General features: G+C 72.9%; 15 protein-coding genes. 6 read left to right on the top strand and 9 right to left on the bottom strand.

Annotation, left to right across the window (positions count from 1 at the left end; genetic code table 11):
* Positions 1 to 16: 16 nt before the first annotated feature.
* From araD to OHT52_RS24665, 5 genes are all read right to left on the bottom strand, one after another.
* The gene (gene araD / locus OHT52_RS24685; RefSeq protein WP_328722358.1) at positions 17 to 1,744 is read right to left on the bottom strand and encodes an L-arabinonate dehydratase; all 1,728 of its coding nucleotides are present in this window, start codon (positions 1,742 to 1,744) and stop codon (positions 17 to 19) included.
* On the bottom strand, positions 1,741 to 2,643 hold the full coding sequence (locus OHT52_RS24680; RefSeq protein ID WP_328722357.1) for a dihydrodipicolinate synthase family protein: 903 nt from the start codon (positions 2,641 to 2,643) through the stop codon (positions 1,741 to 1,743). The genes araD and OHT52_RS24680 overlap by 4 nt, the downstream gene beginning before the upstream one ends.
* Before the next feature lie 26 nt (positions 2,644 to 2,669).
* Positions 2,670 to 3,353: a GntR family transcriptional regulator gene (locus tag OHT52_RS24675; protein ID WP_328722356.1), complete on the bottom strand. Its 684-nt coding sequence runs from the start codon at positions 3,351 to 3,353 to the stop codon at positions 2,670 to 2,672.
* Between the two features lie 437 nt (positions 3,354 to 3,790).
* Entirely contained in the window at positions 3,791 to 4,987 is a 1,197-nt protein-coding gene (locus OHT52_RS24670) for a hypothetical protein (protein WP_328722355.1), read from the bottom strand.
* On the bottom strand, positions 4,984 to 5,943 hold the full coding sequence (locus OHT52_RS24665; protein WP_328722354.1) for a 5-dehydro-4-deoxyglucarate dehydratase: 960 nt from the start codon (positions 5,941 to 5,943) through the stop codon (positions 4,984 to 4,986). Before OHT52_RS24665 ends, OHT52_RS24670 begins: the two co-directional genes overlap by 4 nt.
* 254 nt (positions 5,944 to 6,197) lie before the next feature.
* Between OHT52_RS24665 and OHT52_RS24660 the strand changes: the two genes are divergently transcribed.
* Both OHT52_RS24660 and OHT52_RS24655 read left to right on the top strand, forming a co-directional pair.
* Positions 6,198 to 7,007 (top strand): NAD-dependent epimerase/dehydratase family protein, encoded by an 810-nt coding sequence (locus OHT52_RS24660; protein WP_328723885.1) that lies wholly within the window; start codon positions 6,198 to 6,200, stop codon positions 7,005 to 7,007.
* Positions 7,008 to 7,182: 175 nt separating this feature from the next.
* Positions 7,183 to 8,403 (top strand): TerD family protein, encoded by a 1,221-nt coding sequence (locus OHT52_RS24655; protein WP_328722353.1) that lies wholly within the window; start codon positions 7,183 to 7,185, stop codon positions 8,401 to 8,403.
* A 162-nt stretch (positions 8,404 to 8,565) separates the two neighbouring features.
* Here OHT52_RS24655 and OHT52_RS24650 read toward each other — a convergent pair whose 3' ends face one another.
* A complete protein-coding gene (locus OHT52_RS24650) occupies positions 8,566 to 8,796 on the bottom strand; it encodes a hypothetical protein (RefSeq protein WP_266703095.1) in 231 nt (76 codons plus the stop codon).
* Positions 8,797 to 9,268: 472 nt separating this feature from the next.
* On the opposite strand from OHT52_RS24650, the gene OHT52_RS24645 reads away from it, so the two are divergent.
* The 3 genes from OHT52_RS24645 to OHT52_RS24635 all read left to right on the top strand — a co-directional run bounded on the left by OHT52_RS24645 (position 9,269) and on the right by OHT52_RS24635 (position 18,241).
* Positions 9,269 to 11,860: a S8 family serine peptidase gene (locus OHT52_RS24645; protein WP_328722352.1), complete on the top strand. Its 2,592-nt coding sequence runs from the start codon at positions 9,269 to 9,271 to the stop codon at positions 11,858 to 11,860.
* Positions 11,860 to 14,814 (top strand): FG-GAP repeat domain-containing protein, encoded by a 2,955-nt coding sequence (locus OHT52_RS24640; RefSeq protein ID WP_328722350.1) that lies wholly within the window; start codon positions 11,860 to 11,862, stop codon positions 14,812 to 14,814. The genes OHT52_RS24645 and OHT52_RS24640 overlap by 1 nt, the downstream gene beginning before the upstream one ends.
* A gap of 85 nt (positions 14,815 to 14,899) precedes the next feature.
* Positions 14,900 to 18,241: an ATP-binding protein gene (locus OHT52_RS24635; protein ID WP_328722349.1), complete on the top strand. Its 3,342-nt coding sequence runs from the start codon at positions 14,900 to 14,902 to the stop codon at positions 18,239 to 18,241.
* 67 nt (positions 18,242 to 18,308) lie between these two features.
* Here the strand turns inward: OHT52_RS24635 and OHT52_RS24630 are convergent, their stop codons facing one another.
* The 3 genes from OHT52_RS24630 to OHT52_RS24620 form a co-directional block, all read right to left on the bottom strand.
* On the bottom strand, positions 18,309 to 19,784 hold the full coding sequence (locus OHT52_RS24630) for an alkaline phosphatase PhoX (RefSeq protein WP_328722348.1): 1,476 nt from the start codon (positions 19,782 to 19,784) through the stop codon (positions 18,309 to 18,311).
* Positions 19,785 to 20,043: 259 nt separating this feature from the next.
* Positions 20,044 to 21,555 carry a hypothetical protein gene (locus OHT52_RS24625; RefSeq protein ID WP_328722347.1) on the bottom strand — a complete coding sequence of 504 codons (1,512 nt, stop codon included), beginning with the start codon at positions 21,553 to 21,555 and terminating at the stop codon, positions 20,044 to 20,046.
* Positions 21,556 to 21,922: 367 nt separating this feature from the next.
* Entirely contained in the window at positions 21,923 to 22,600 is a 678-nt protein-coding gene (locus OHT52_RS24620; RefSeq protein ID WP_328722346.1) for a DUF4232 domain-containing protein, read from the bottom strand.
* 229 nt (positions 22,601 to 22,829) lie between these two features.
* Here OHT52_RS24620 and dapA point away from each other — a divergent pair, with 229 nt between their 5' ends.
* Complete coding sequence (gene dapA / locus OHT52_RS24615; RefSeq protein WP_328722345.1) at positions 22,830 to 23,717, top strand: 4-hydroxy-tetrahydrodipicolinate synthase; 888 nt, start codon at positions 22,830 to 22,832, stop codon at positions 23,715 to 23,717.
* Positions 23,718 to 23,834: the final 117 nt, after the last annotated feature.

Raw genomic sequence — 23,834 nt, 5'->3', positions numbered from 1 at the left:
TGCTGCGGCGGCGGTGTCAGCCGGCGTACGGATCGGGTACGTCGCCCTCGCGGGCCAGGAAGGCGAAGTCGCATCCGGTGTCGGCCTGGGTGATCTGGTCCTGGTAGAGCGCGCCGTAGCCGCGGCCGTACCGGGCGGGGGGCGGGGTCCAGGCGGCCCGGCGCCGTTCCAGTTCCTCTTCGTCGATGTCGAGGCTGAGGCGGCGGGCCGCCACGTCCAGGGTGATGGGGTCACCGGTGCGGACCAGGGCGAGCGGGCCGCCGACGAACGACTCGGGCGCGATGTGCAGCACGCACGCCCCGTAACTGGTGCCGCTCATACGGGCGTCGGAGATCCGCACCATGTCGCGTACGCCCTGCTTCAGCAGGTAGTCCGGGATCGGCAGCATGCCGTACTCGGGCATCCCCGGGCCGCCCTTGGGGCCGGCGTTGCGGAGCACCAGCACGTGGTCCGGGGTGATGGCGAGGGCCGGGTCGTTGATGGTCCGCTGCATCTCCCGGTAGTCGTCGAAGACCACCGCGGGGCCGGTGTGGCGCAGCAGTTCCGGTTCGGCCGCGATGTGCTTGATGACCGCTCCGTCGGGGCAGAGGTTGCCGCGCAGCACCGCGACGCCGCCCTCGTCGGCGAGCGGCTCCTCCCGCTTGCGGATGACGTCGTCGTTGTGGACGAGGGCCCCGTCGAGCTGTTCGCGCAGGGTGTCGTGGGTGACGGTGGGCCGGTCCAGGTGGAGGACGTCGGTGAGCCGGGAGAGGAAGCCGGGGAGTCCGCCCGCGAAGTGGAAGTCCTCCATGAGGTACTTGCCGCCGGGGCGGAGGTTGGCGAGCACCGGCACGGTGCGGGCGATCCGGTCGAAGTCGTCGAGGGTGAGCTTGATGCCGGAGCGGCCGGCCATCGCGATGAGGTGGATGACGGCGTTGGTGGAGCCGCCGAGCGCGAGGACCGTGGCGACGGCGTCCTCGAACGCGTCCGGGGTGAGGATCTGCGACAACGTTCGCTGCTGCCACACCAGTTCGACGATACGGAGGCCGGACTGCGCGGCCATCCGGTCGTGACCGGAGTCGACGGCCGGGATCGAGGAGGCGCCCGGGACGGTGACGCCCAGCGCCTCGGCGGCGGCCGTCAGGGTGGATGCGGTGCCCATCGTCATGCAGTGGCCCGGGGAGCGGGCGAGCCCGTTCTCCAGTTCGGCCATCTCGCAGTCGCCGATGAGTCCGGCCCTCTTGTCGTCCCAGTACTTCCACATGTCGGTTCCGGAGCCCAGGACCTCGTTGCGCCAGTGGCCCGGCAGCATCGGTCCGGCGGGCACGAAGACGGCCGGCAGATCGACGGAGGCGGCACCCATCAGCAGCGCGGGCGTCGACTTGTCGCAGCCGCCCATCAGCACGGCTCCGTCGACCGGGTAGGAGCGCAGCAGCTCCTCGGTCTCCATGGCGAGCATGTTGCGGTAGAGCATCGGGGTCGGCTTCTGGAACGTCTCCGACAGGGTGGAGACGGGGAATTCGAGCGGGAAGCCGCCGGCCTGCCACACCCCGCGCTTGACGGCCTGCGCCCGGTCGCGGAGGTGGACGTGGCAGGGGTTGATGTCGGACCAGGTGTTGAGGATCGCGATCACCGGCTTGCCGAGGTGCTCCTCGGGGAGGTAACCCAGCTGCCGGGTACGCGCCTTGTGGCTGAACGAGCGGAGTCCGTCGGTTCCGTACCACTGGTGGCTGCGGAGCTCCTCGGGGGCGATGCGGGTGCTCACACCGACCACCCGGCTATCTCGTCGGCGACCTCGGCGCGCTGCGCCTCGGGCAGGACCCGGCTGGGGGCGCGGACGTCGCGGCGGCAGAGGCCGAGGACCGCGAGCGCCTCCTTGACCACGGTGACGTTGTTGGCGGACTGCCGGTCCGCGCGCAGTTCCTCGAAGCGGCGGATGCGCTCCCAGACCTTCATCGCGGCGATGTAGTCCCCGGCCCGCAGCGCCTCCAGCATGCCGAGCGACACGGCGGGGGCGACGTTGACGAGGCCGGAGGTGAACCCGGTGGCTCCGGTGGCGAAGTACGAGGGCGCGTACAGCTCGGCGAGGCCGGCGATCCACACGAACCGGTCCAGTCCCGCGTCCCGGGCGAAGGCGCCGAAGCGGGCGGCGTCCGGGACGGCGTACTTGACGCCGATCACGTTGGGACAGTGGTCGGCGAGTTCGGTGAGCTTCTCACCGGCGAGCAGCGGGTTGCGGATGTACGGGACGACGCCCAGCTCCGGTACGGCCTCGGCGATGGCCCGGTGGTAGTCGACCCAGCCGTCCTGGGAGACGTACGGGTGGACCGGCTGGTGCACCATCACCAGTTCGGCGCCGGAGTCCCGGGCGTGCTCGGCGGCGGCGACGGCGGTCGGCATGTCGTGCCCGACCCCCACCAGGACGGTGGCCCGGCCTCTCACCTCGTCGACGGTCAGCTCGGTGACGGCGCGCCGCTCCTTCGGGGTGAGCGCGTAGAACTCCCCGGTGTTGCCGTTGGGGGTGACGATGCGGACGCCGCCGTCCAGGAGCCGCCGCAGCAGCGCCCGGTGGGTGTCCTCGTCGATCGTCCCGTCCTCGGCGAACGGGGTCACGGGGATCGCCACGACGTCGGCGAGGGCCGCCTTGAGCGGGATGAGGTCCATGCCAACTGGCCTTTCGTCGATGTGGTTCACGCCTGGCCGCCCTCGGTGGCGTCGGCGGTGCCGGCTGAGCCGTCGAGGCCGTCGGGGAACGCGCGGCGCACGAACGACGCGATGTGCTCGTGGAGAGCCGCCGCCGCACCCGCCGCGTCCGCACCGAGCGCGAGCCGCAGGATCTCCCGGTGTTCGGCCGCCTCGCGCTCCCACGACGGATCCGCCGCCCAGGCGACGGTGGAGACCAGCGCGGCCTGGTCGCGGACCTCGTCGAGCATCCGGCCCAGCAGCGGGTTGCCGCACGGCAGGTAGAGGGCCCGGTGGAAGTCCCGGTTGGCGAGCGACCGGTCGGCCTTGTCGGGTGCCGAGTCGGCCCGCTCCAGGGCCTCCTGGGCCGCGTCCAGCGACGCCCCGCAGGTGATCGTGCGGCGCAGCGCCTCCGGTTCGAGGAGCAGGCGCACGTCGTAGACCTCGCGGGCCATCTCCGCGTCGACGAGCCTGACGGTGGCGCCCTTGTACTGGCTCATGACCACCAGACCGGTCCCGGCGAGCGTCTTCAGGGCCTCGCGCACCGGTGTCTTCGACACCCCGAACCGCGCGGCGAGTTCGGTCTCCACGAGTGCCTGCCCCGGCTGCAACTGGGCCGTCAGGATCGCGTGCTTGATCGCCTCCAGCACGAACTGCGTCCTGGACGGGATCGGGGTGGGAGCAAAAGTCATGAAGGGCTCTCGCATCTCGCGTATCGCGTCTCATATATGACGTACGAAGTACGACGCGATGAAGCTAGAGCGGGCGCGAATGTTTCGTCAACGCTTCGGACAGAAGAAGTTCGGCCGACTTTCCCGGTGTCATGCCGTGTGCCGACGCGGGAGGTCGGCCGCGAGCCGGTCCTGCGGCCGCTGCGGCGCAGGTCGCGGCGGTGGTCCGACGGCGGGTCCTCGGCCGCCGGGGTACGGGCGCGGGGCGCGGGAATCGTCCGGGCGGCGGGCGGAGCACGATCGCGGCCGGACGCGGCACCGGGCGGCCCTCCCGGGGGCATGGCGACGACCGGCGGGAGGTCAGGGCTCCCGCCGGTCGTCGTGGACCGGCCGCCGTCGCCGGTGTCGCCCGTACCGGATTCCGGTACGGGCCGTCTCATGCGTTGATACGTCTGCGGCTACGCCTCGCCCCGTCCGGCGATACGGCCCAGCGCGCCGGAGACGGCCGCGAGGTCGGCGTCGGAGGCGAGTCCCGCGTGGTAGAGCCGGAGTTCGGTGGCGCCCAGGGACGCGGCGTGGGCGGCGTCCCGTTCCAGCGTGGCGGGGCTGCCGCCCATGCCGGAGACCACGCCGAAGTTGGCGGCGAGGACGCCCCGGTGGTCCGCGAACGGCCCGAGGACCGCCTCACGGGCGGCGTCGCCTCCGGTGCACGGCAGCACCACGCCGTCGGCGACGGAGAGGATGTGGCCGGGATCGACCCCGACGTTGGCGCCGGTGCGGTGGAACGCCGGGTCCGCGTGCAGCAGGACCTGGAAGCCCGCCCCGGACGCGGCCGCCGCTTCCCGCACGGCGGAGACAGCGGCTTCCTGAAGGCCGTGAGCGGCCTCGCGACGCCATCCGAGGGTGGCCGCCGCCCGTTCGGCACCGAGCAGCTCCTCCACGCCCGCCCAGCCCGGGGCGGGTTCGGCACCCGTCCACACGGGCTCCAGCGCGCGGCGCACCGCGATGCCCAGTCCGTCCGGGTCGAGCCCGTGCCGGGCGTATCCGGCGGCGCACTCCGAGCAGAAGCAGAGCGACATCAGGTACTGGGCGGCCTCACCGAGCGCCACTCCCTGGACCTTGTCGTGCCCGTGCAGGTGCGCGAAGCCGTACCAGCCGCACGACTCCAGTTCGGTGCCGCGCGCGCCGGGCCGGGTGGCCGCCTCGGCTGCCAGGTCCACGAGATGGGCGCGGACCTCGGGCCGGGCGACGCAGGGGGCCCACGGGTAGCGGTCGCCGTAGGCGTTGACCACGGACCTCCCGGGGAACTCCTCGCCGAGGCGGGAGTCGTGCGCGAGCACGACCCAACTGTGCACCTCCAGACCGGCGTCCACCAGGGCTTCGGCGGCGGCGGCCCAAGGGTCCTCGCCCGGGGTCCAGTTCTGCCGTCGGGGCGCGGGCTCCCGCCCGGCCCAGCGCTTCTCGTCCGGCGGGTAGAGCACCGCGGCGTACGGAGCGGTGACGATCCGGGTCGTGGGATGGCGGGGGGTGAGGGCCCGGGTGGAGTGGTACGCCGAGGCGAGGGTCACCTGCTGGACACCGAGTCCCGCGATGCGGGCGGCGGCGTCCGGGTCACCGACGACGTCCCAGGGGTAGAGGAAGGCCGAGGTCTTCACGCCCCGCCCTCCACGGCGCGCTCCGCCAGCAGGGCCCTGCCGTCGTCGATGATCTGCGCGAGTTCCTTGACGTGCGCGGCGGGCGGTTCGGTGAGCGGGGTGCGCACCTCGCCGACGTCGAGCCCTTGGAGCCGTACGGCGGCCTTGACCAGGGAGACGGCGTAGCCGCGCCCTTTGGCGCGCAGTTCGACCAGCGGCCGGTAGAAGCGGTCCAGCAGGGCGTCGGCCAGCTCGTCGTCGCCCGACGCGAGCGCGCGGTAGAAGGCGAGCGCGATGTCGGGGGCGAAGGCGAAGACAGCGGAGGAGTAGAGCGTGACGCCGATGCCCCGGTAGGCGAGCCCGGTGAGTTCGGCGGTGGGCAGCCCGTTGAAGTACAGGAAGTCGCCGCCGGGCAGCGCGGTGCGCACGGCGCTGACGATGCGCTGCATCAGGTCCAGGTCGCCGACCCCGTCCTTGAGGCCGATGATGCCGGGCGTGCGGGCCAGGGCGACGACGGTCTCGGGGGTGAAGACGGCGTTGTCGCGCTGGTAGACGATCGTCTCCAGGCGGGTGGCCGCGGCGAGCGCGGTGTAGTGCGCGAGCAGTCCCGCCTGGTCGGCGACGACGAGGTACGGGGGCATGGCGAGGAGCCCGTCCGCGCCGGCCTCCTCGGCGAGCTCGGCGTACTGCACCGCCAGCGCGGTGCCGTAACCCGCGCCGGCGACGACGGGCACCTGTCCGGCTGTCTCCTCGACCGCCGCGGCGACGACCCGGCCGAACTCGGCGGGCGTCAGCGCGTGGAATTCACCGGTGCCGCAGCAGGCGAAGACGGCCGCCGCACCGGCGTCGACACCGGCTCGCACGTGACGGCGGAACGCGACGAGGTCCACGTCCCCGTCCGGGCCGTACGCGGTGACGGGGAAGAAGAGCGGCCCGGCGACTTCGGTGAGCCGGGCGGCGAGGGGGGCTGAGGTCACGGGCGCTCCCTGAGCGAGTTCCGGGCGTACACAACTCTGATTTGCGTCCATATTCATGAACGACGTCACGCTAAAGCAGCGTCCGGGGGCCGGTCAAGGTGGAAACCGTGACACCCGAGGCGAGTTCGGCGCGGCCGCGAACTCTTGACGCAGGCGGCCGCCCGTCCCTACGTTGTCCACGCATGTGAATGTCATCCATGGATCTGGCGCGTTGCGGCTCAGTCTCGCCGCGCCGAGGAGGCCCAGTGCCCGGTTTGCCCGCTCCCCGCACGATCCTGCTCACCGGAGCCGCAGGCGGTCTCGGCACGCTGATGCGCGGACTGCTCCCCGCGTACGGCTACGAGCTGCGCCTCTTCGACCTCGTGCCGATCGAGGGCGAGCCGGGCGCGATCACCGCCGACCTGGCCGACCGGGAGGCGCTGCGCGAGGCCGTACGCGGCGTCGACGCGATCATCCACCTCGCCGGCATCTCGCTGGAAGCCTCCTTCGACAAGATCCTGCGCGCCAACATCGAGGGCACGTACAACCTGTACGAGGCGGCCCGCGAGGAGGGCGTGCGCCGGATCGTGTTCGCCTCCTCCAACCACGCGATCGGCTGGACCCCCGCGCCGGCGGCCGGTGAGCCGCTGATCCCGGTGGACACCCCCCGGCGCCCCGACACCTTCTACGGCCTCTCCAAGTCCTTCGGCGAGGACTTGGCCCAGCTCTACCAGGACCAGCACGGCATCGAGACCGTGTCCGTCCGGATCGGCTCCTGCTTCCGCGAGCCGACCTCGGTGCGGATGCTGTCGGTCTGGCTCAGCCCCGAGGACGGCGCCCGCCTCTTCCACGCGGCGCTCACCGCCCCGGACGTCGCCCACACCGTGGTCTACGGCTCGTCCGCCAACACCCGCCTGTGGTGGGACCTGTCAACCGCCCGGGCACTCGGGTACGAGCCGCAGGACGACTCGGAGCGGTTCGCGCAGAAGCTGGTCGCCGAGTTCGGCGAGCTGGACCCGGACGATCCGGCCCAGACCCACGTCGGCGGGCCCTTCGTCACCGATCCGCCGATCTGGCCGTACTGAGCCGGGGCCGGGCGGCCACGCGCGGGCCGCAGAGGTACGAGCCGCAGAGGTACGAGCCAAAAGGCGACGGGCGGGCCGGAGGGGCGCGCGGGACTTCCGGCGTGCTCCCCCCGGACGGGTGAACCGTCACGGAAGGTAAGGGAACGGCAAAGCCGGGTCGTTCGTTACCCCGGTCATGACCGCAATGACCCCCGGCTCGAACATCCCTCTCTCCGCCGCCCGCGTGGCGGTGGACGTGACCGCCCCGGTGCGGCTCGACGTCTCGGGCCTGCTGCTCTCCGCCGACGGCAAGGTCCGCTCCGACGACGACTTCATCTTCTACAACCAGCCCTCGGGCCCCGGCGTGACCTACCGCTCCGGCGGTGGCACGGCGCCGGACTCGATCGTGGTGGACACCGCCGCGGTGCCGCCCGGCATCGAGAAGATCGTCGTCACCGCGAGCCCCGACGCGGAGGGCCAGAGCTTCCAGGGCATCGAGCCCACCGCCACCGTGCGCGACGCCGACAACGGCGGCGTCCTCGCCTCCTTCACCCCGCCGCGCTTGGGCGCCGAGACGGCACTCGTGGTCATCGAGATCTACCGCCGCCAGGGCGCCTGGAAGGCCCGCGCCGTAGGCCAGGGGTACGCCAACGGCCTGGCGGGCATCGCCACGGACTTCGGCGTGACCGTGGAGGAGGAGCCCGCCGCCCAGGCCGCTCCCCCGGCCCCGGCAGCCCAGGCGTACCCGCAGGCAGCGCCCGCGGACCCGAGGATCGCACCGCCGATGCCACCGATGCCGCCCGCACCCCCCGCCGCTCCCCCGGCCCCCGCGTCCTCCGGGAAGATCAATCTCGACAAGGGCCGGGTCAGCCTCCAGAAGAACCAGACGGTCTCGCTGGTCAAGGGCGGCCGTCCGCTGCTCTCGCAGGTCAAGATGGGCCTCGGCTGGGAGCCCGCGTTCCGGGGCAAGGACATCGACCTGGACGCCTCGGTGATCGCCTACGGCCCCGACCGCAAGCACCTGGACAGCTGCTACTTCGGCAAGCTGTCCATCCTCAACGGCGCGATCAAGCACTCCGGCGACAACCTCACCGGCGAGGGCGCGGGGGACGACGAGGTGATCGTCGTGGACCTCGGCCGCATCCCCGCCGAGGCCACCGGCCTGGTCTTCACGGTGAACTCCTTCACCGGCCAGAAGTTCACCGAGGTGGCGAAGGCGTACTGCCGGCTGCTCGACGCGGCCACCGGCGAGGAGCTGGTCCGCTTCGACCTGAGCAGCACGGAGCCGCAGACCGGCGTGATGATGGCCAAGCTGATCAAGCAGTTCACCGGCGAGTGGGAGATGACCGCCATGGGCGAGTTCGTGAAGTCACGCACCGTGCGCGGCATGGTGAAGCCCGCCGCCTCGGCGCTCTAGCCGTACGGCCCTGGGACGTCCTGCGTCCCGTGGGCGACGGAAACGGCCCCGCAACGGCTTCCGGGGCACCTGGTGTCTCTCAGGTGCCCCGGTTGCGGGCGCTCTCCGGCTGACGGCAGCTCGTACCCGAGGGCACGTCCGTCCGGCACGCCGCTGGAGCTCTCAGAGCTTGGTCAGCTTGGAATACGGGCTCAGGATCCTCCCCTGACGCCCCGCGAAGTCGATGAGGACTGCGTCGTTGTCGCCCTCGACAGCGAGAACCCGCCCGAGGCCGAACTGGTCGTGCGACACCCGGTCGCCCACGTCGAAGCATTCGACCGGTGGGGCCGCCTGGGCCGGGCGGTTGAAGGGACTGGAAGGCAGGTGACGCCGGGATCCGGCTGACTGTTTCATTACCTTGAGTATGCGCCACCGGGACGCCCGGCGCTATGCCCGTTCCCGCCCTCGGCCCAGTAGTGCCGCATTCGTGATGCGCCCGCGACCAGGGCCGGTCGCCGCCACGGCGCGCTCGCGGCGGCGTCGACGCGCAGGGCACCCGGCCCGAAAGACCCCCGAAGGGGTGGCGGTTCGCACAGACCCGGGAGTGTCCGGCGGATCGGGAACGGCCGGTGGATCGACGACGGGCGGGCGCCGCGTCCGGAGCCCGCCGGCGCGAAGCGGCCGGAAAATCCGGGGCGGGGCCGACCGGTCTGCCGCCCCTCGCGCCGCCCTCTCGCGGCGCCGACGGACGGCGCTCACCCGACGGTGTGCGGCGCCCCGCCCCGCACACGGGCCGCCGGACGCCCACCGCGAGCTGTAATGCCCGAGTAACGGTGCCTCCCTAACGTCCGGGCTCCCCCTTCCCGTCCCTGGAGGAGCACCCCCGATGCACCTGCCCCGATCGTCCCGGCGCAGATCCGCCGCGCTGGTGGCCGCCGCGCTCACCACCGCCGGTCTGCTGATCGGCCCGCCGGCCGCGGCTGCCGCCGACGCCGCGCCGTCCCCGAAGGTCGACTCCGCCCTGCGAGACGCCGTCGACGGCGGTGGCGAGGCGACCTTCTTCGTCACGCTGAAGGACCAGGCGGACCTGTCCTCCGCCAAGAAGCAGAAGTCCCACGCGGCCCGTGCGAAGGCCGCCTACGGCGAGCTGCGCGCCCACGCCAAGTCCAGCCAGAAGTCGCTCAACTCTTTCCTCGACAAGGAAAAGGTGAGCCACGAAGGTTACTGGATCGCGAACACCGTCAAGGTGACCGGTGACCAGGACCTGATCAATCAGCTCGCGAAGCGCTCGGACGTCGCGAGCATCGTCAAGGAGCGGCACTACCAGCTCGACGACAGCGAGACCTCCGACGCGAAGATCACCACGTCGCGCACGAACCCCTCCGCCGCGGGCTCGTCGGCCAAGAGCGCCACGGACTCCTCCGCGAACGGTGACACCACCCCCGAGTGGGGCGTCGCCGACATCAACGCCGACGACGTGTGGAACCAGTACGACGACCGCGGCGAGGGCATCGTCATCGCCAGCGTCGACTCGGGCGTGCAGTACGACCACCCCGACCTGGTGGCCCAGTACCGGGGCAACAACGGCGACGGCACCTTCACGCACGACTACAACTTCTACGACCCGTCCGGGACGTGCCCCGCCGACGGCACCCCGTGCGACAACAACGGTCACGGCACCCACACCATGGGCACCATGGTCGGCAAGAACGGCATCGGCGTCGCGCCGAACGCCAAGTGGATCGCCGCCAAGGGCTGCGAGTCGAGCCAGTGTTCGGACGAGTACCTGCTCGCCGCCGGCCAGTGGATCCTCGCCCCGACCGACCACAACGGGCAGAACCCTCGCCCGGACCTGGCGCCGAACATCGTCAACAACTCCTGGGGCGGCGACGACACGACGTTCTACCAGGACATCGTCGAGGCCTGGAACTCCGCGGGCATCTTCGAGGCGTTCGCGGCCGGCAACGACGGTGACGGCACCACCTGCTCCACCGCGCACGCCCCCGGTTCCCAGGTGACTTCCTACGGCGTCGGCGCGTACGACGCGAACGGCAAGATCGCTTCCTTCTCCGGTTTCGGCCCGTCGCTGGTCGACGGTTCGGCGAAGCCGAACATCTCGGCGCCGGGCGTGAACGTCGAGTCGACGTGGCCGGGTTCTTCGTACAACACGGAGAACGGCACCTCGATGGCCACCCCGCACGTCGCGGCCGCGGCCGCGCTGCTGTGGTCGGCGGCCCCCTCGCTGATCGGTGACATCGAGGGCACGCGCGACCTGCTCAACCAGGGCGCCCGTGACGTGGACGACACCCACTGCGGTGGCACCGCCGGCATGAACAACGTCTGGGGCGAGGGCAAGCTCGACATCCTCGCGTCCGTCGACAAGGCCCCGCACACCGCCGGCACCGTCAGCGGCAAGGTCACCGACAAGGCCACCGGCACCGCCCTCTCCGGCGTCGTCGTCAAGGCCACCAACGCCACCTACGGCACCCGCACGGTCACCACCGGCACCGACGGCACCTACCGCCTGTCGCTCAACCCGGGCACCTACGACTTCGCGCTCAGCGGCTACGGCTACGCGACCGCCCAGGTCGCCGGGGTCGAGATCACCGAGAACCAGGCCCTGACGCAGGACCTCGCGCTCTCCACCGTCGCCTCGCACAAGGTCACCGGCACCGTCCTGGACGTCACCGGCAAGGCCCTGCCCGGCGCGACCGTCGAGCTGACCGGTTCCCCGGTCCCCTCGGTCGTCACCAACGCCAAGGGCAAGTACACGCTGCCGAAGGTCGCCGAGGGTGCCTACACCCTGACCGTGAAGCCGACCGTGCCGGTCCTGTGCAACGGCGTCTTCACCGGTTCCACCACCGTCGCCGCCGCCGACCTGACCAAGGACGTCCAGGTCCCGGCCCGCACCGACGCCACCGGCAACAGCTGCGCCCCGGCCGCCTACTCCTGGATCGCCGGTTCGAAGAAGGTCGCCCTGACCGGTGACGAGGACGCCACGACGATCTCGCTGCCCTTCTCGGTGAAGCTGTACGGGGTCTCGTACTCCACGACCTCCGTCACCACCGACGGCATGCTGAACTTCCTGGCGCCGCGCGTCGGTGACTACGCGAACACCACGCTGCCGACCGCGTACAACCCCAACGGCTTCATCGCCCCGCTCTGGGACGACCTGACGCTCGACAAGAAGTCGTCCGTCCAGACCGCCACCACCGGCACCAAGGGCAGCCGCACGTTCGCCGTCGTCTGGAACGACGCGGCCTACGCGAACGGCACCACCGGGCGCGCCACCTTCGAGGCCGTCTTCGACGAGGCGACCGGCGCGGTGACCCTCCAGTACAAGTCGGTCGCGGACCTGGGCGCGGGTGCCACCGTCGGCATCCAGAACCAGGCCGGTACCGACGCCCTCCAGTACGCCTACAACCAGTCGGTCATCACCGCCGGTTCGGCGATCCGCTTCACGCAGGGAGCCAAGTGATGAGAAACCTCCACTCGCGGCGGGGCCTCCAGCTCGCCTCCGCCCTGGTCGCCGCCGGGCTCTGCCTGAGCATCGCGCCGCAGGCCCTGGCCGCCGACGACGGTGACGGCGTCCTGAAGCTGACGGCCGCCCAGGCGCAGCAGCTGACCGCGAACGTGGCCCTGGACCCGTACGGTGACGCGGCCGAGAACCAGGTCAGCCCTCAGGCGGAGGACGCGCCCACGTCCGGCGACAGCACGGACACGAAGCCCTCCGGCTCCGGTTCCTCGCTGGACGGCGCGTCCACCGACGCCACCACCGACGCCGCCGCCCCGGTCACCTTCACCGGCACCTCCTCCCTGGAGGGCGTGCGGGGCATGGGCGCGACCGTGCCCGTCGGCAAGGACGGCGACTACTTCACCGTCCACAGCCGGGGCAACGTGCAGCTGCACTCCGCCGACGGTGAGTCCGTGTGGGAGCGCACCAACACCTCGTACTACGCGGACTGGCAGGTCAAGCCGCTGCGCCCGTGGCAGACCGAGCCGTACCCGGTGCGGATCATGATGGGCTACAACGCGGTCTCGCCGTTCACCCCGTCCTCCGACTCCGGCTACTCCACGGGCGACCTGACCGGTGACGGCGTCGACGACATCGTCTTCTCTGCGAGCGTCGGCATCGCGTCCTACCGTCCGTTCACCTCGCCCGGATCGTCGCTGCCCAACGGCACCTTCGTGACCATCCTCGACGGCAAGACCGGCAAGACGGTGTGGTCGAAGCTGTACGACTACGCCACCATGGTCAAGATCGTCGACGGCACGCTGCTCGTCGCCGACGCGCCCCGGATGAACATGAACTCGCCGGCCTCCGACACGGCGAAGCTGTACGGCATCCGCTTCTCCTCGGCGGACGGCAAGCTGACCCCGTCGTCCACGTGGACGTACGACACCGGTGAGGCGGGCGACGCCGCCTGGGGCGACATCCAGGACCTCGGCAAGGGCAAGGTCGCCGTCTCCTGGGACCGCGCGATGACCAGCACGGTGGAGGGCCGGGGTCACACCCTCGCCCTGAACGTGGCGGACGGCTCGGTCACCTGGAAGACCGACAGCCTGCTCTACAGCCGTCAGCTGCGCGTCGACGCCGGCCGCAAGCGGCTCGTCGCCGTCGAGCAGTCCGACGTCAACGACGCGGTGACGTACGAGGTCGCCGCGTACGACCTGAAGACCGGCAACCGCACGACGCTGGACAGCCGGGTCAACGTGCTGCCCACCGCCCTGACGGTCGGTGACCTCACCGCCAAGGCGGGCGACGAGTACGCGGTCGCCGAGTCCTCCCTGGACAACTACCTCCAGGTGAACGCCAACACGGTGCGTGTGGTCAACGGCGACGCACCCGGCAAACTGCTCTGGTCGCAGACGACCAAGCGCGACGCCGAGAACAACCAGAACGGGCCGAGCGTCTGGCGTCTCCAGGTCGCCGACGGCAAGCTCGTCGTCGCGGGCGACGACGACCGCATGATCTCCGGATCGCAGAACCCGGGTGGCGCGAGCTTCGCCGCGACGACCGTGTACTCGGGCAAGGGTGCCCTCGTCTGGCAGAACAAGGGTCTCGCCGGCGCGCCGATGTACCAGGACGTCTTCAGCGACGCCGAGGGCACCCATGTCCGTGTCATCGACCAGAGCCAGAACATCCGTACGTTCAAGCTCGGCAACGGCAAGCAGCAGAGCATCACGCCGCTCCAGGCGGACATCTCCTACGCGCAGACCGCCGACGTGAACAAGGACGGCAAGTCCGACGTGGTGATGGCCGGTTCGTCGGACGGCGTGTGGGCCTACTCCGGTCCCTCGCTCGTCTCCGGCAAGCCCGAGAAGCTGTGGCGCGCCACGGTTCCCGGCGCGGTGCACGACATGGAGAAGGGTGACGTCAACGGGGACGGCAAGGACGAGATCGTCGTCGCCGCCGACTCCGCCGTGGTCGTCCTCAACGCCAAGACCGGCAAGACGCTGGCCACCATCGACAGCGGCGGCCAGTTCGTCCACTCCGTCGAGCTCGCCGACCTCGACGGCGACGGCGAGCAGGACATCGTCGTCCCGACGAACACCCTGAACGCCTACTACGGCGACGGACACAAGATCTGGTCCCACGCGGCGCCCGCGGCCGCCGGCGACGTGATCTTCTCCGACGCTTCGGTCCAGGACGGCAAGGTCTACGCCTCGTACTCCAAGGTCGACTCGCTCGACCTGGCCGACCCGGGGGCGACCGCGGTCGCGCTCAACGCCAAGACCGGCAAGACGAAGTGGAGCCTCGTGCCCGAGGCCCCGGCCGTGTCGACGGACGGGATCATCCACGCCGCGCTCACGTACAAGGGAACCTTCGCCTCTCCGGAGATCCCGTACGCGGACGGCCACGCGGTCGTCTACACGTGGGAGATCACCTCGCAGGCCGGCGTCGGCTCCACCGACGCCACCGGTCCGCACACCTACATGGAGATCCGCGACGGCCGCACCGGCAAGGTCGTGCACTCGGCGACCATGGGCGGTCTGTGGACGCACGGCGGCTTCTTCACCGACGACGGCAGCCTCTACCAGGCCGGCACCTCGACCTTCCGGAGGTACTCCGGTGAGGGCACCGAGGACGCTCTGGCCTCGGTGATCGGCCAGACCTACAACGGCGCGTTCGCCACCGGACCCGGTGGCCGCAAGCTGCTCATCGCCGGCAGCGAGGGGGCCATCTCCGCCTACGCCGGGGACGCGGACTTCTTCGAGAGCGGCCAGTCCTTCCAGTCGACTCTCGGCGACGCCGACCTGATCGGCGCCCGGAACTTCCTGGCCGCCGACCTCGACGGCGACGGCACCGACGAGGTGCTCTCGCTCCAGGGCGACGACTACGCCCCGGACCGGCTCGCCGAGGACCTCGGCGGCCGTTACCTGGTCGACGACAACGGCATCCACCAGGTCGCCACGTACAAGCTCTCCTGACCCACGGGCTGACGCCCTGACATGAAACGGACCCCCCGGGCCTCGCCCGGGGGGTTCACAACGTGTTCGATTACAGTGCATCCTGATGAACGCGCAACGACCGGACAGCACGACTTCCGCCGCGCCGTTGCTGCGCCTGCACCTGCTCGGCGGATTCAGGGCCACCCGCGACGGCGGCCCCGAGCTCGCCGACCGGTGGCCGCGCCCCGGAGCCCGCGCGCTGGTGAAGCTGCTCGCCGTCGTGCCCGGCCACCGCCTCCACCGCGAGGAGGCCATCGCCGTCTGCTGGCCCGACGCCGATCCGAAGGCCGCCGCCGGCAGCCTGCGGGTCGCCCTGCACGCCGCCCGCCGCGCCCTGGAACCCGAACTCGCCCCACGCGCCAGCTCCTCGTACCTGGTCTCCGACGGGGCGCTCCTGCATCTCGATCCGGCCACCGTGTGGATCGACGCCGACGAGGCGGAGGCCTCGGCCCGCACCGCCCTCGCCGACGGCGGGGTCGACGAGCTGTCCGCCGCGATCGGCCGGTTCACGGGCGAGCTGTTGCCGGAGGACCGGTACGCGCGCTGGGCCGACGACCGCCGCGGCCGGCTCGTCCTGCTGCGCGAGCAACTGCTGCTCCGGCTCGCGGGGCAGCACCTGGAGCGGGGCGCACCGGCGGATGCGGCGGCCGTCGCCGGACAGGTCCTCGCGGGCAGCCCTGCCGAGGAGCTGGCCCACCGCATCCTCATCGAGGCCTGGCTGCGCCAGGGGCTGCGGCGCCGGGCCGTGCACCAGTACCACGTGTGCCGCGAGGCGCTCGACACCGAACTCGGGGTGCGTCCGGGCCCGGAGACGGAGCGGCTGCACCGCGCCGCGCTGGCCGCCGCGCCCGCGCCCGTACCCGCCACTCCCCTGCTCCCGGCCCCGCTGCGGGCGGCGGCCGCCCCGCCGCTGCGGGGCCGCGACGCGGTGCTGGGCCGTCTTCTGGCGGCGGACGGCCCGCCCCTCACCCTGCTCACCGGTGAGGCGGGGGTGGGGAAGACCCGCCTGGTCGGCGAGGTGGCGCGGCGGGCCACCGCGGCCGGTACGGCCGTGCTCTGGGGTGGCGGCCAGGACGCCGGGGGACACACGCCGTACGGGGCGTTCGCGGAGGCGCTCGACGGCTGGCTCGCCGAACACAGCGCGGCCGAGCGGGCCCGGGTCGGCGCCGAGTACCCCGAACTCGCCGCGTTCCTGCCGTCGCTCGGGCAGGTGGGGACGACCGGTGAGCGCAGCCCGGAGGAGGAGCGGGACCGGCTGTTCCGGGCCAGCACGGCGCTCCTCGGTGATCTGGCGGCGGTCCGCCCGGTGCTGGTGGTGCTCGACGATCTGCACAGCGCCGACTCCGGCTCGTACCAGCTCCTCGGCCATCTGGCCCGGCGGGCCGTGCAGCGGGGGACGGCACTGCGCTTCCTGGCGACCTACCGCGAGGAGGAGCTTCCCGACGGCGACGCGCGCCGCTCGGTCGTGGCCTCACTCATGCGTCAACGCCTCTGCGCGCGCGAGGAGTTGGAGCGACTCGACAAGGAGGCGTGCCTGGCGGTGGTACGGGACGCGGGTGGCGGGCCGCCCCACGGCGGCGGGGCCCACCGGGTGTGGGAACTCTCTCTCGGCAACCCGCTGTTCGCCCTCGAACTCGCCCGCGACCTGCCCCGCAGCGACATGGGCGACTACGCCCCCGAGGGCGTACGGGACCTGGTGGCCGACCGGCTCGAACGGCTCGACACGGACACGCGCCGCCTGGTCGAGGCGCTCTCGGTCGCCGGCGGCGACGCCGCGCTCTCCGAACTGCTCGACGTCGCCGAGCACGGGCTCAACCCGCCGGTGTCCGGCGCGGCGGCGGCCGACGCCCTGGAGCGCGCCATCGCCGCCTCGCTCGTCGAGGAGCGGCAGGTGGTGGTGGCCGGACGGCCCGAAGCCGGGGTCGCCTTCCGCCATCCGCTGGTCCGGCTGACCTGCTACGAGCAGCTGGCCGTGGTCCGCCGCAGGCAGTTGCACGCGGCGTTCGCGCAGGCCGTCCAGCGGCGGCGCCCCGACGCCGTCGACACCCTCGCCTCCCACTTCGCGCGCGCCGACGACCCGCGTGCCGCCGAGTACCTGCGCCGGGCCGCCGAACGGGCCGCCGCTCTGTACGCCAACGACGCCGCCGACCGCTACTACCGCGACCTGGTGGCCCGCCTCGACGTCGACGCGGCCCGCGCCCGGCTCGCGCACGCCCATGTCCTGCGCAGGATGGGCCACTTCGAGCAGGCCGCCGACGCGGTACGGCTCGCCCTGACCGAGTTCGAGCGGCGCGGCGACCACGACGACGCGGTCCTCGCGGCGGCGCTGCTCGCCGAGACGCTCGCCAAGACGAGCGGCCCGGACACCGCCCTGCGGACCCTGCGGGACCACCCGGTGACCGAGGACACCGCGCCGGAACCGGCCACCGGCCACTTCCTCGCCCTTTCCCTCATCCGCTGCGTCCAGGGCCGGTACATGGCCGGAGCCGAGGCCGCCCTCGACGCCCTGGCCGCCGCCCGGAACGTGCCGGGGACCCGTGGGCAGGGCCTGTCGGCCCGCGCGTTCGGTCTGCGGGCCGCCAACCTCGGTCTCGCCGGCCACCTCGACCAGGCGCGCGAAGCGGGCGACCAGGCCCTGGCCCCGGCCGAGGCGTACGGCGACCCGACGCTGCTCGGTACGGTCCTGTCGACGCTGCGGGAGAACGCGCGGCGGGCCGGCCGGCTGCGCGAGGCCGTCGAGATCGGCGCCCGCGCGCTCGGGCTGGCCAAGCAGTCCGGCGATCCGACGGCCGCCGCGTTCGAGCGCGGGAACCTCGCCGAACTCCGCCTGCTCCTGGAAGAACCCGAACCGGCCCGCGCGCTCGCCGAACAGGCCGTGGTGGGCGCGGAGGCGTACGAGGCCTGGTGCCTCCCCTACGCCCTGGCCACGATGGCCCGGGTACGGGCGTTCCTCGGCGACCCCGCGGAAGCCGCTTCCCTCCTGGACCGCGCCGGCGCCGCCGCCTCCGCCCTCGGCGACCGCCAGGCCGAGTACGAGGTGCGCACCGCCCGCGCCGAGTCCGCCCTGCGCGCACGCCGACCCGACGACGCGCTGCGCGCCCTGGACGGCCACACCGGCGACGCCCCGGTCCTGGTGGCCTGGGCGGAACTCCTGTCGGGACGCCCCGAGAGCGCGACGCGCCTGGCCCGCGCCGAGGTGACCCGGTCCGAGCGCACCGGGGAGCGCCTCGCCGAGGTGGAGGCCCGGATAGCCCTCGGCACCGCCCTCTCCCGGCTCGCCCAGGAGCGGGAGGGCGCCAGGGAGCTGGCCCGCGCCGAATCCCTGGCCAGGACCCTGCCGTACCCGGCGGGCGCCCGCAGGACCGAGCGGGCGCGGGCGTTGCTGCGCGAGGCGCCTCGCGGGTGACGCCGGACCCCACCTGGGCCGGGCCGCGCGCGAGGCGCCGGCCCGGCCCGCGGGTGGGGCGGAGCCGCTACTTCTTCGGCTGACGCTTCCAGGGCCCCGTGATGGCGAGCATGATGCCGGGGGTCTGGATGTTGGCGAAGAGAGTCTTGCCGTCGGGCGAGAAGGTGACGCCGGTGAACTCGCTGTACACGGGCGCCTCGGCCGTGCCCTCGTTCAGGTCGTTGCGCGCGATCGGGTAGGTGGCCCCGCTGTCGGTCGCCCCGAAGAGGTGCTGGACGCCCTCGCCGTCCTCGGCGATGACCAGGCCGCCGTACGGCGAGACGGTGATGTTGTCCGGGCCGTCGAAGGCGCCGTCCTTCGTCGGGTCGGGGTTGACGCCGAGGAGCACCTTGAGGGTCAGCGTGCGGCGCTTGGTGTCGTAGAACCAGACCTGGCCGTCGTGCTGGACGGGGCTCTCCGCGCGGGCGAACGAGGAGACGACGTAGACGCCGCCGTCGCTCCACCACATGCCTTCGAGCTTGCGGGCGCGGGTGACCTCCGTGTCGGTGAACTGCTTGCGCACGGAGACGGTCTTCGCGTCGCGGTCCGGCACGTCGACCCAGTCGACGCCGTACACGGTGCCGATCTTGGTGGCGCGGGACAGGTCGTCCACGAAGGCGCCGCTCTTGTCGAAGCACTTGAACGCCTGGAGGACACCCGCGTCGTCGGCGAGCGTGCGCAGCTTGCCGCGGCCGTGCTTGAAGCCCTGCGGCGGGACCCAGCGGTAGAACAGCCCGTTCGGGGTGGCCGCGTCCTCGGTGAGGTAGGCGTGGCCGCGCTGCGGGTCGATGACGACCGCCTCGTGGGCGTACCGGCCGAAGGCCTTGACCGGGCGCGGGTCGCGGTTGGCGCGCCGGTCGTAGGGGTCGACCTCGAAGACGTAGCCGTGGTCCTTGAGGAGGCCGTTCTTGCCCGCCTTGTCCTCGGTCTCCTCGCAGGTCAGCCAGGTGCCCCACGGGGTCGCGCCGCCCGCGCAGTTGGTGGAGGTACCGGCGATGCCGACCCACTCGGCGGTGTGGCCGCCCTGGCGGGTCTCCACGACGGTGCAGCCGCCCGCCGCGACCGGGTCGTAGACCAGGCCCTCGGCGAGCGGGACGGGGCGCGCCCAGCCGTCGCGGGTACCGCTCAGCTCGTGGTTGTTGACCAGGAGGGTGACGCCGCGCGGGCCCTCGAAGGCGGCGGTGCCGTCGTGGTTGGAGGGGGTGGTCTCGCCCGACTCCAGCTTGGTGACACCGCTGTGCGTGATGATCCGGTACGAGAAGCCGGCGGGCAGCGCCAGGATGCCCTTCGGGTCGGCGATCAGCGGGCCGTAGCCGGGAGCCTTGGAGTGGCCGTGCTCGTGACCGTGGTCGTCGTGGCCGTGCTCGTCGTGACCGCCGCGGCCGTCGTGCTCCGCGGCGAGGGCACCGGGCGCGGTGGCGAGGGTACCGACCGCCCCGGTGAGGGCGATGCCGGCGCCGGCGACGGCGGACTGCTTGGTGAATTCCCTGCGCGTGAACGACATGACGGGCTCCTGTGCGGTGTCCGGTACGTTGGCGCGCCCACGGTCCCGGCTCCGGGCGAACTCCATATGAACCGCGGGCGACTTCCAGGCACACCCTTGCAGTGCAACGGGCACCTCCGCACGCGGTGCGCGCCCGTCCGCGCAGCCGCTCCCCGGCGCCCCGCCGCGCAACCGCGGCGCAACCGCTTCCCGGCGCCCGTCCGCGCCACCTCCCGGCGCCGACTGCCGCCCGCACCGGCGAGCGGCAGTCGACGAACCGTCAGGACCCGGCGCGGGAGCGGGCCTTGAAGGCGGCCTTGCGCGCTTCCTTCGCCGTCTTCTTGTCGCCGTGCAGCCGCCCCATGGCGTCCAGCACCTCGGCGGTCGCCGGGTGTTCGACCCGCCAGACCTGGTCGAAGAAGTCGCCGTCCCGGCCGACGAGCTCCTCGACCAGCCCTTGCAGTTCCGCCATCTCGCCGTCGGCGTCCAGCTGTGCGGCGAGCGTGTCGACGGCCAGCCAGAAGACCATGGACTCCGGCGGCGGCGGGACGTCCGTCGCGCCGTGCTCCGCGAGCCAGACCCGGGCGAGCCCGCCCAGCTCGGGGTCGCCGAGCACCGCGCGCAGGGCGGGCTCGGCCCCGGGTCCGGTGAGGGCCAGCGCCTGCTGGCAGTGGAGCCGGCGCAGCGGGGCGCCCTCGTCGTCGCCCCGGCCTGCGGCGAGCAGGTCGGCGGCGGTCGCGACGGCGTCGCCGTCACCGCGCCCGGCGATCCACAGCCCGATCTCCGCCTGGGCGGCCGCCTCGGGGTAGTACGCGATACCGTCCAGGAGGGCCGTGGCGTCCTTCTCCGCGAGGTCACCGATCGCGGGCGCGTCCACCCCCGCCTCCAGCATCCGGGTCCTGATGCCGTAGAGCCCCAGCGGGGTCAGCCTCACCATGCCGTACCGGCTGACGTCGTCCTCGTCGCCCTCGGGCGCGGCCTGGGCCTCGCCCTCCTCGAACATCAGCGTCTCGTCGACGGGGTGGTACTCCACGATGCCGATCGGTTCCAGCACCCGGAACTGGTCGTCCAGACGCATCATCGCCTCCGACACCTGCTCCAGGACGTCGTCGGTGGGCTCGCCCATGTCGTCCGGGACGATCATGGACGCGGCGAGCGCGGGCAGCGGTACCGGGCCGTCGCCGGGGCCGCCCTCCGCGAGGGTGAGCACGTAGAGGTTGCCGAGCACGCCCTCGAGGAACTCGGCCTCGGCCTCCGGGTCCCAGTCCAGGGCGCCGAAGTCGACGGAGCCGTCCTCCCCGACCAGATCGGCGAAGTCGTCGAAGACCGGGGCGGTGGCGTCGGCGAAGGCGGCCTCCAGGCCGTCGAGCCAGACGGAGAGGACGTCCGCCGGCGAACCACCGGTCAGCAGGGCGAGGCTCTCTCCCTGGGTGGCCGTGCCCTCGGCCGGCTCCGCCGTTCCGCCGTCACCGGAGGGCGCGTCCGCCGCGCGACCCGCACCGGCGGTGTCTTCGGGATCGGTGACGTCCACCAGGCCGGTGTCCACGGCCAGGCGCCAGGCCTCGCTGGCGAGGGCGGCCCCGTCCTCGTCGGCGGGGAGACCCAGGTGCTCGGCGGCTTCGGGGAGCTGCGCCTCGACGAGCTCGCCGCCGGCGCCGACGCGGGTACCGGGCCCGGCCCAGCGGGCGAGGCGCACGGCACGCACCAGCAGCGGCGCGGCCAGGGCGTCCCTCGCCAGTTCGGCCTCGGCGGGGAGCCGCACCGGCGGCAGGGTGGGGCGCTCTGCGGACATCGGGGGTTCTCCTCGGTGCGTGCTCGGGTGCACGGGGTGCGTACACGGTTCAGGCAGCCCAAGCCTAGGGCCTTTCCGCCGTGCCCCTTCCCGGCCGCTCCACGGACGGGGGACCCCCTCGGGGCGGGTTGACGAGCGGGTCCGGCGGAGCTCGCTGACCGGGCCCCCCACGGCCCGCCGGCCCGAGCCCTCGGGTTCGGCCCGGCGTCTTCTCGCTCCGGCCCGTTCGGGTCCGGCCCGGCGTCTTCTCGCTCCGGCGCGTTCGGGTCCGGCCCGGCGTCTTCTCGCTCCGGCCCGTTCGGGTCCGGCCCGGCGTCTTCCGGGCCGTCACGTCAGGCCCGGCAGCTTCTCGCCCCGGGCCGCCGGGTCAGCCCGGCAGCTTCTCGCGCCAGGCGGTCGTGTTCAGCTCGTCCATCAGCCGCAGGTCGTGGCCGACCAGGGGGAAGTTCAGCGATCCGGCGTCCGGGGCCGCCGCGAGTTCCAGGGAGTCGCTCTCGATCAGATCGCCGCCCTCCTTGGTCGAGACCCAGGCGAGGATGGACTTCATGGTCCCGCCGGGCTTCAGCGCCACCGACTCGGGGCCGAGGTCGGGGCCGAACATCGAGCGGCCCGCGTTGACCGGGACCGGCAGCCGGTCACCGTTCTCGTCCAGGACCCGGACCGAGGGGTAGCCGTCGACCTGGTAGGGCTCGGTACCGCAGTTGACGAGGGTCAGCACGACGGCCCGCGCGAACATCGCCGTCTCCACCGGCCCCATGTCCACGCGGGCGCCGGAGGCGGGACAGTCACCGGTGGGGGCAGGCGTGGGCGCGGGAGCGGGCAGCGCGATGTCCCCGGAGGGGAAGGCCGAGGGGTCCAGGGTCTCCGCCGCCACGGGGCCGCCCGGGGACGCCGGCGCGCGCGTGACGGCGGGCGTCGCCGCGGGTTCCCCCTCCCCCGCCGGTACGAAGGCTCCCGCGCAGCCGGTCAGGACCAGCGCTCCCGCCCCCAGCAGCGCCGCGGCCCCGCTCCCCCGCCGTATCCGTCCGTCCGCACGTGTGCGCATCCGCTCCCCTTGGCGCTCTGCCCGTTCCTTCCGGATCAGGTGAGACGCCACCGGCCCCCGGACGGTTCGCCCGGCACCCGGCGGACGCGCGGCGACGCCGCCGGCCGGACGGCACCTTCCGGTTCGCGCCCGGTGTCCGCCGTGTCCGCCACCGTTCAGCTCCGCTACATCGTCGGGGCAAGCAGAACTTGCTGGACCCGGCCGCGTGGGCCCGTCGACACTGCCTCACATGACGACCGACCGCCCTCGCCCCCGCCCTTTCGGCCGCGCGCTCTGCGCGATGGTCACCCCGTTCACCGCTTCCGGGGCGCTCGATCCGGACGCCGCGGCCGCCCACGCCGCCGCCCTGGTGCGCGACGGCTGCGACGGCCTCGTCCTCAGCGGGACCACCGGGGAGTCCCCGACCACGACGGACGCCGAGAAGAAGGCGCTGGTACGCGCGGTGCGGGAGGCGGTGGGTGACGGGGTGCCGGTCCTGGCGGGCGTGGGCAGCGCGGACACCCGGCACACGGTGGAGCTGGCGCGCGAGGCGGAGAAGGCGGGCGCGGACGGGCTGCTGGTGGTGACCCCGTACTACAGCAGGCCGCCGCAGGAGGCCGTCGAGGCGCACTTCCTTCGCGTCGCGGAGGCGTCCGGGCTGCCGCTGATGCTGTACGACATCCCCGGCCGCACGGGCACCCGGATCGAGCCGGAGACCCTGCTGAGGCTCGCGGAGCACCCCCGCGTCGTGGCGGTGAAGGACTGCGCCTACGACATGCTCGGCACGACCGGGGTGCTGTCACGCACGGGGCTCGCCTACTACTCCGGCTGCGAGGAGCTCAACCTGCCTCTCTACGCGGTCGGCGGCGCGGGGTACGTGAGCACGGTGGCCAATGTCGCGCCCCGCCAGGTGCGGGCGCCGCTCGACGCCTTCGACGCGGGCCGTACCGGCGAGGCCGCACTCCTCAACGCCCGCAACACCCGGCTGACCGAGCTGATGATGGCGTCCGGGCTGCCCGGAACGGTCACCGCCAAGGCGCTGCTGGACCTCGGCCCCGTCCGCGAACCACTGCGCCCCGCGGGCCGCGAGGCGGCCGAGGAGCTGCGCAGGGCCCTCGGGGAACTTCTCGCCGGGTGACCGGACGGATGCGGGCATCCGGACCCGGCCCGCGCATTCCCGCCCCTTCCGGCCGTAACCCCCGTCCGCGTATGACCCCTTGACGGTTTCTTGGTAAATGCATGCCCCCTACATGAA

Origin of the sequence: Streptomyces sp. NBC_00247 (assembly GCF_036188265.1) — a bacterium.
Taxonomy (GTDB): Bacteria; Actinomycetota; Actinomycetes; order Streptomycetales; family Streptomycetaceae; genus Streptomyces.
This window is presented reverse-complemented; position numbering and strand designations above follow the sequence as displayed.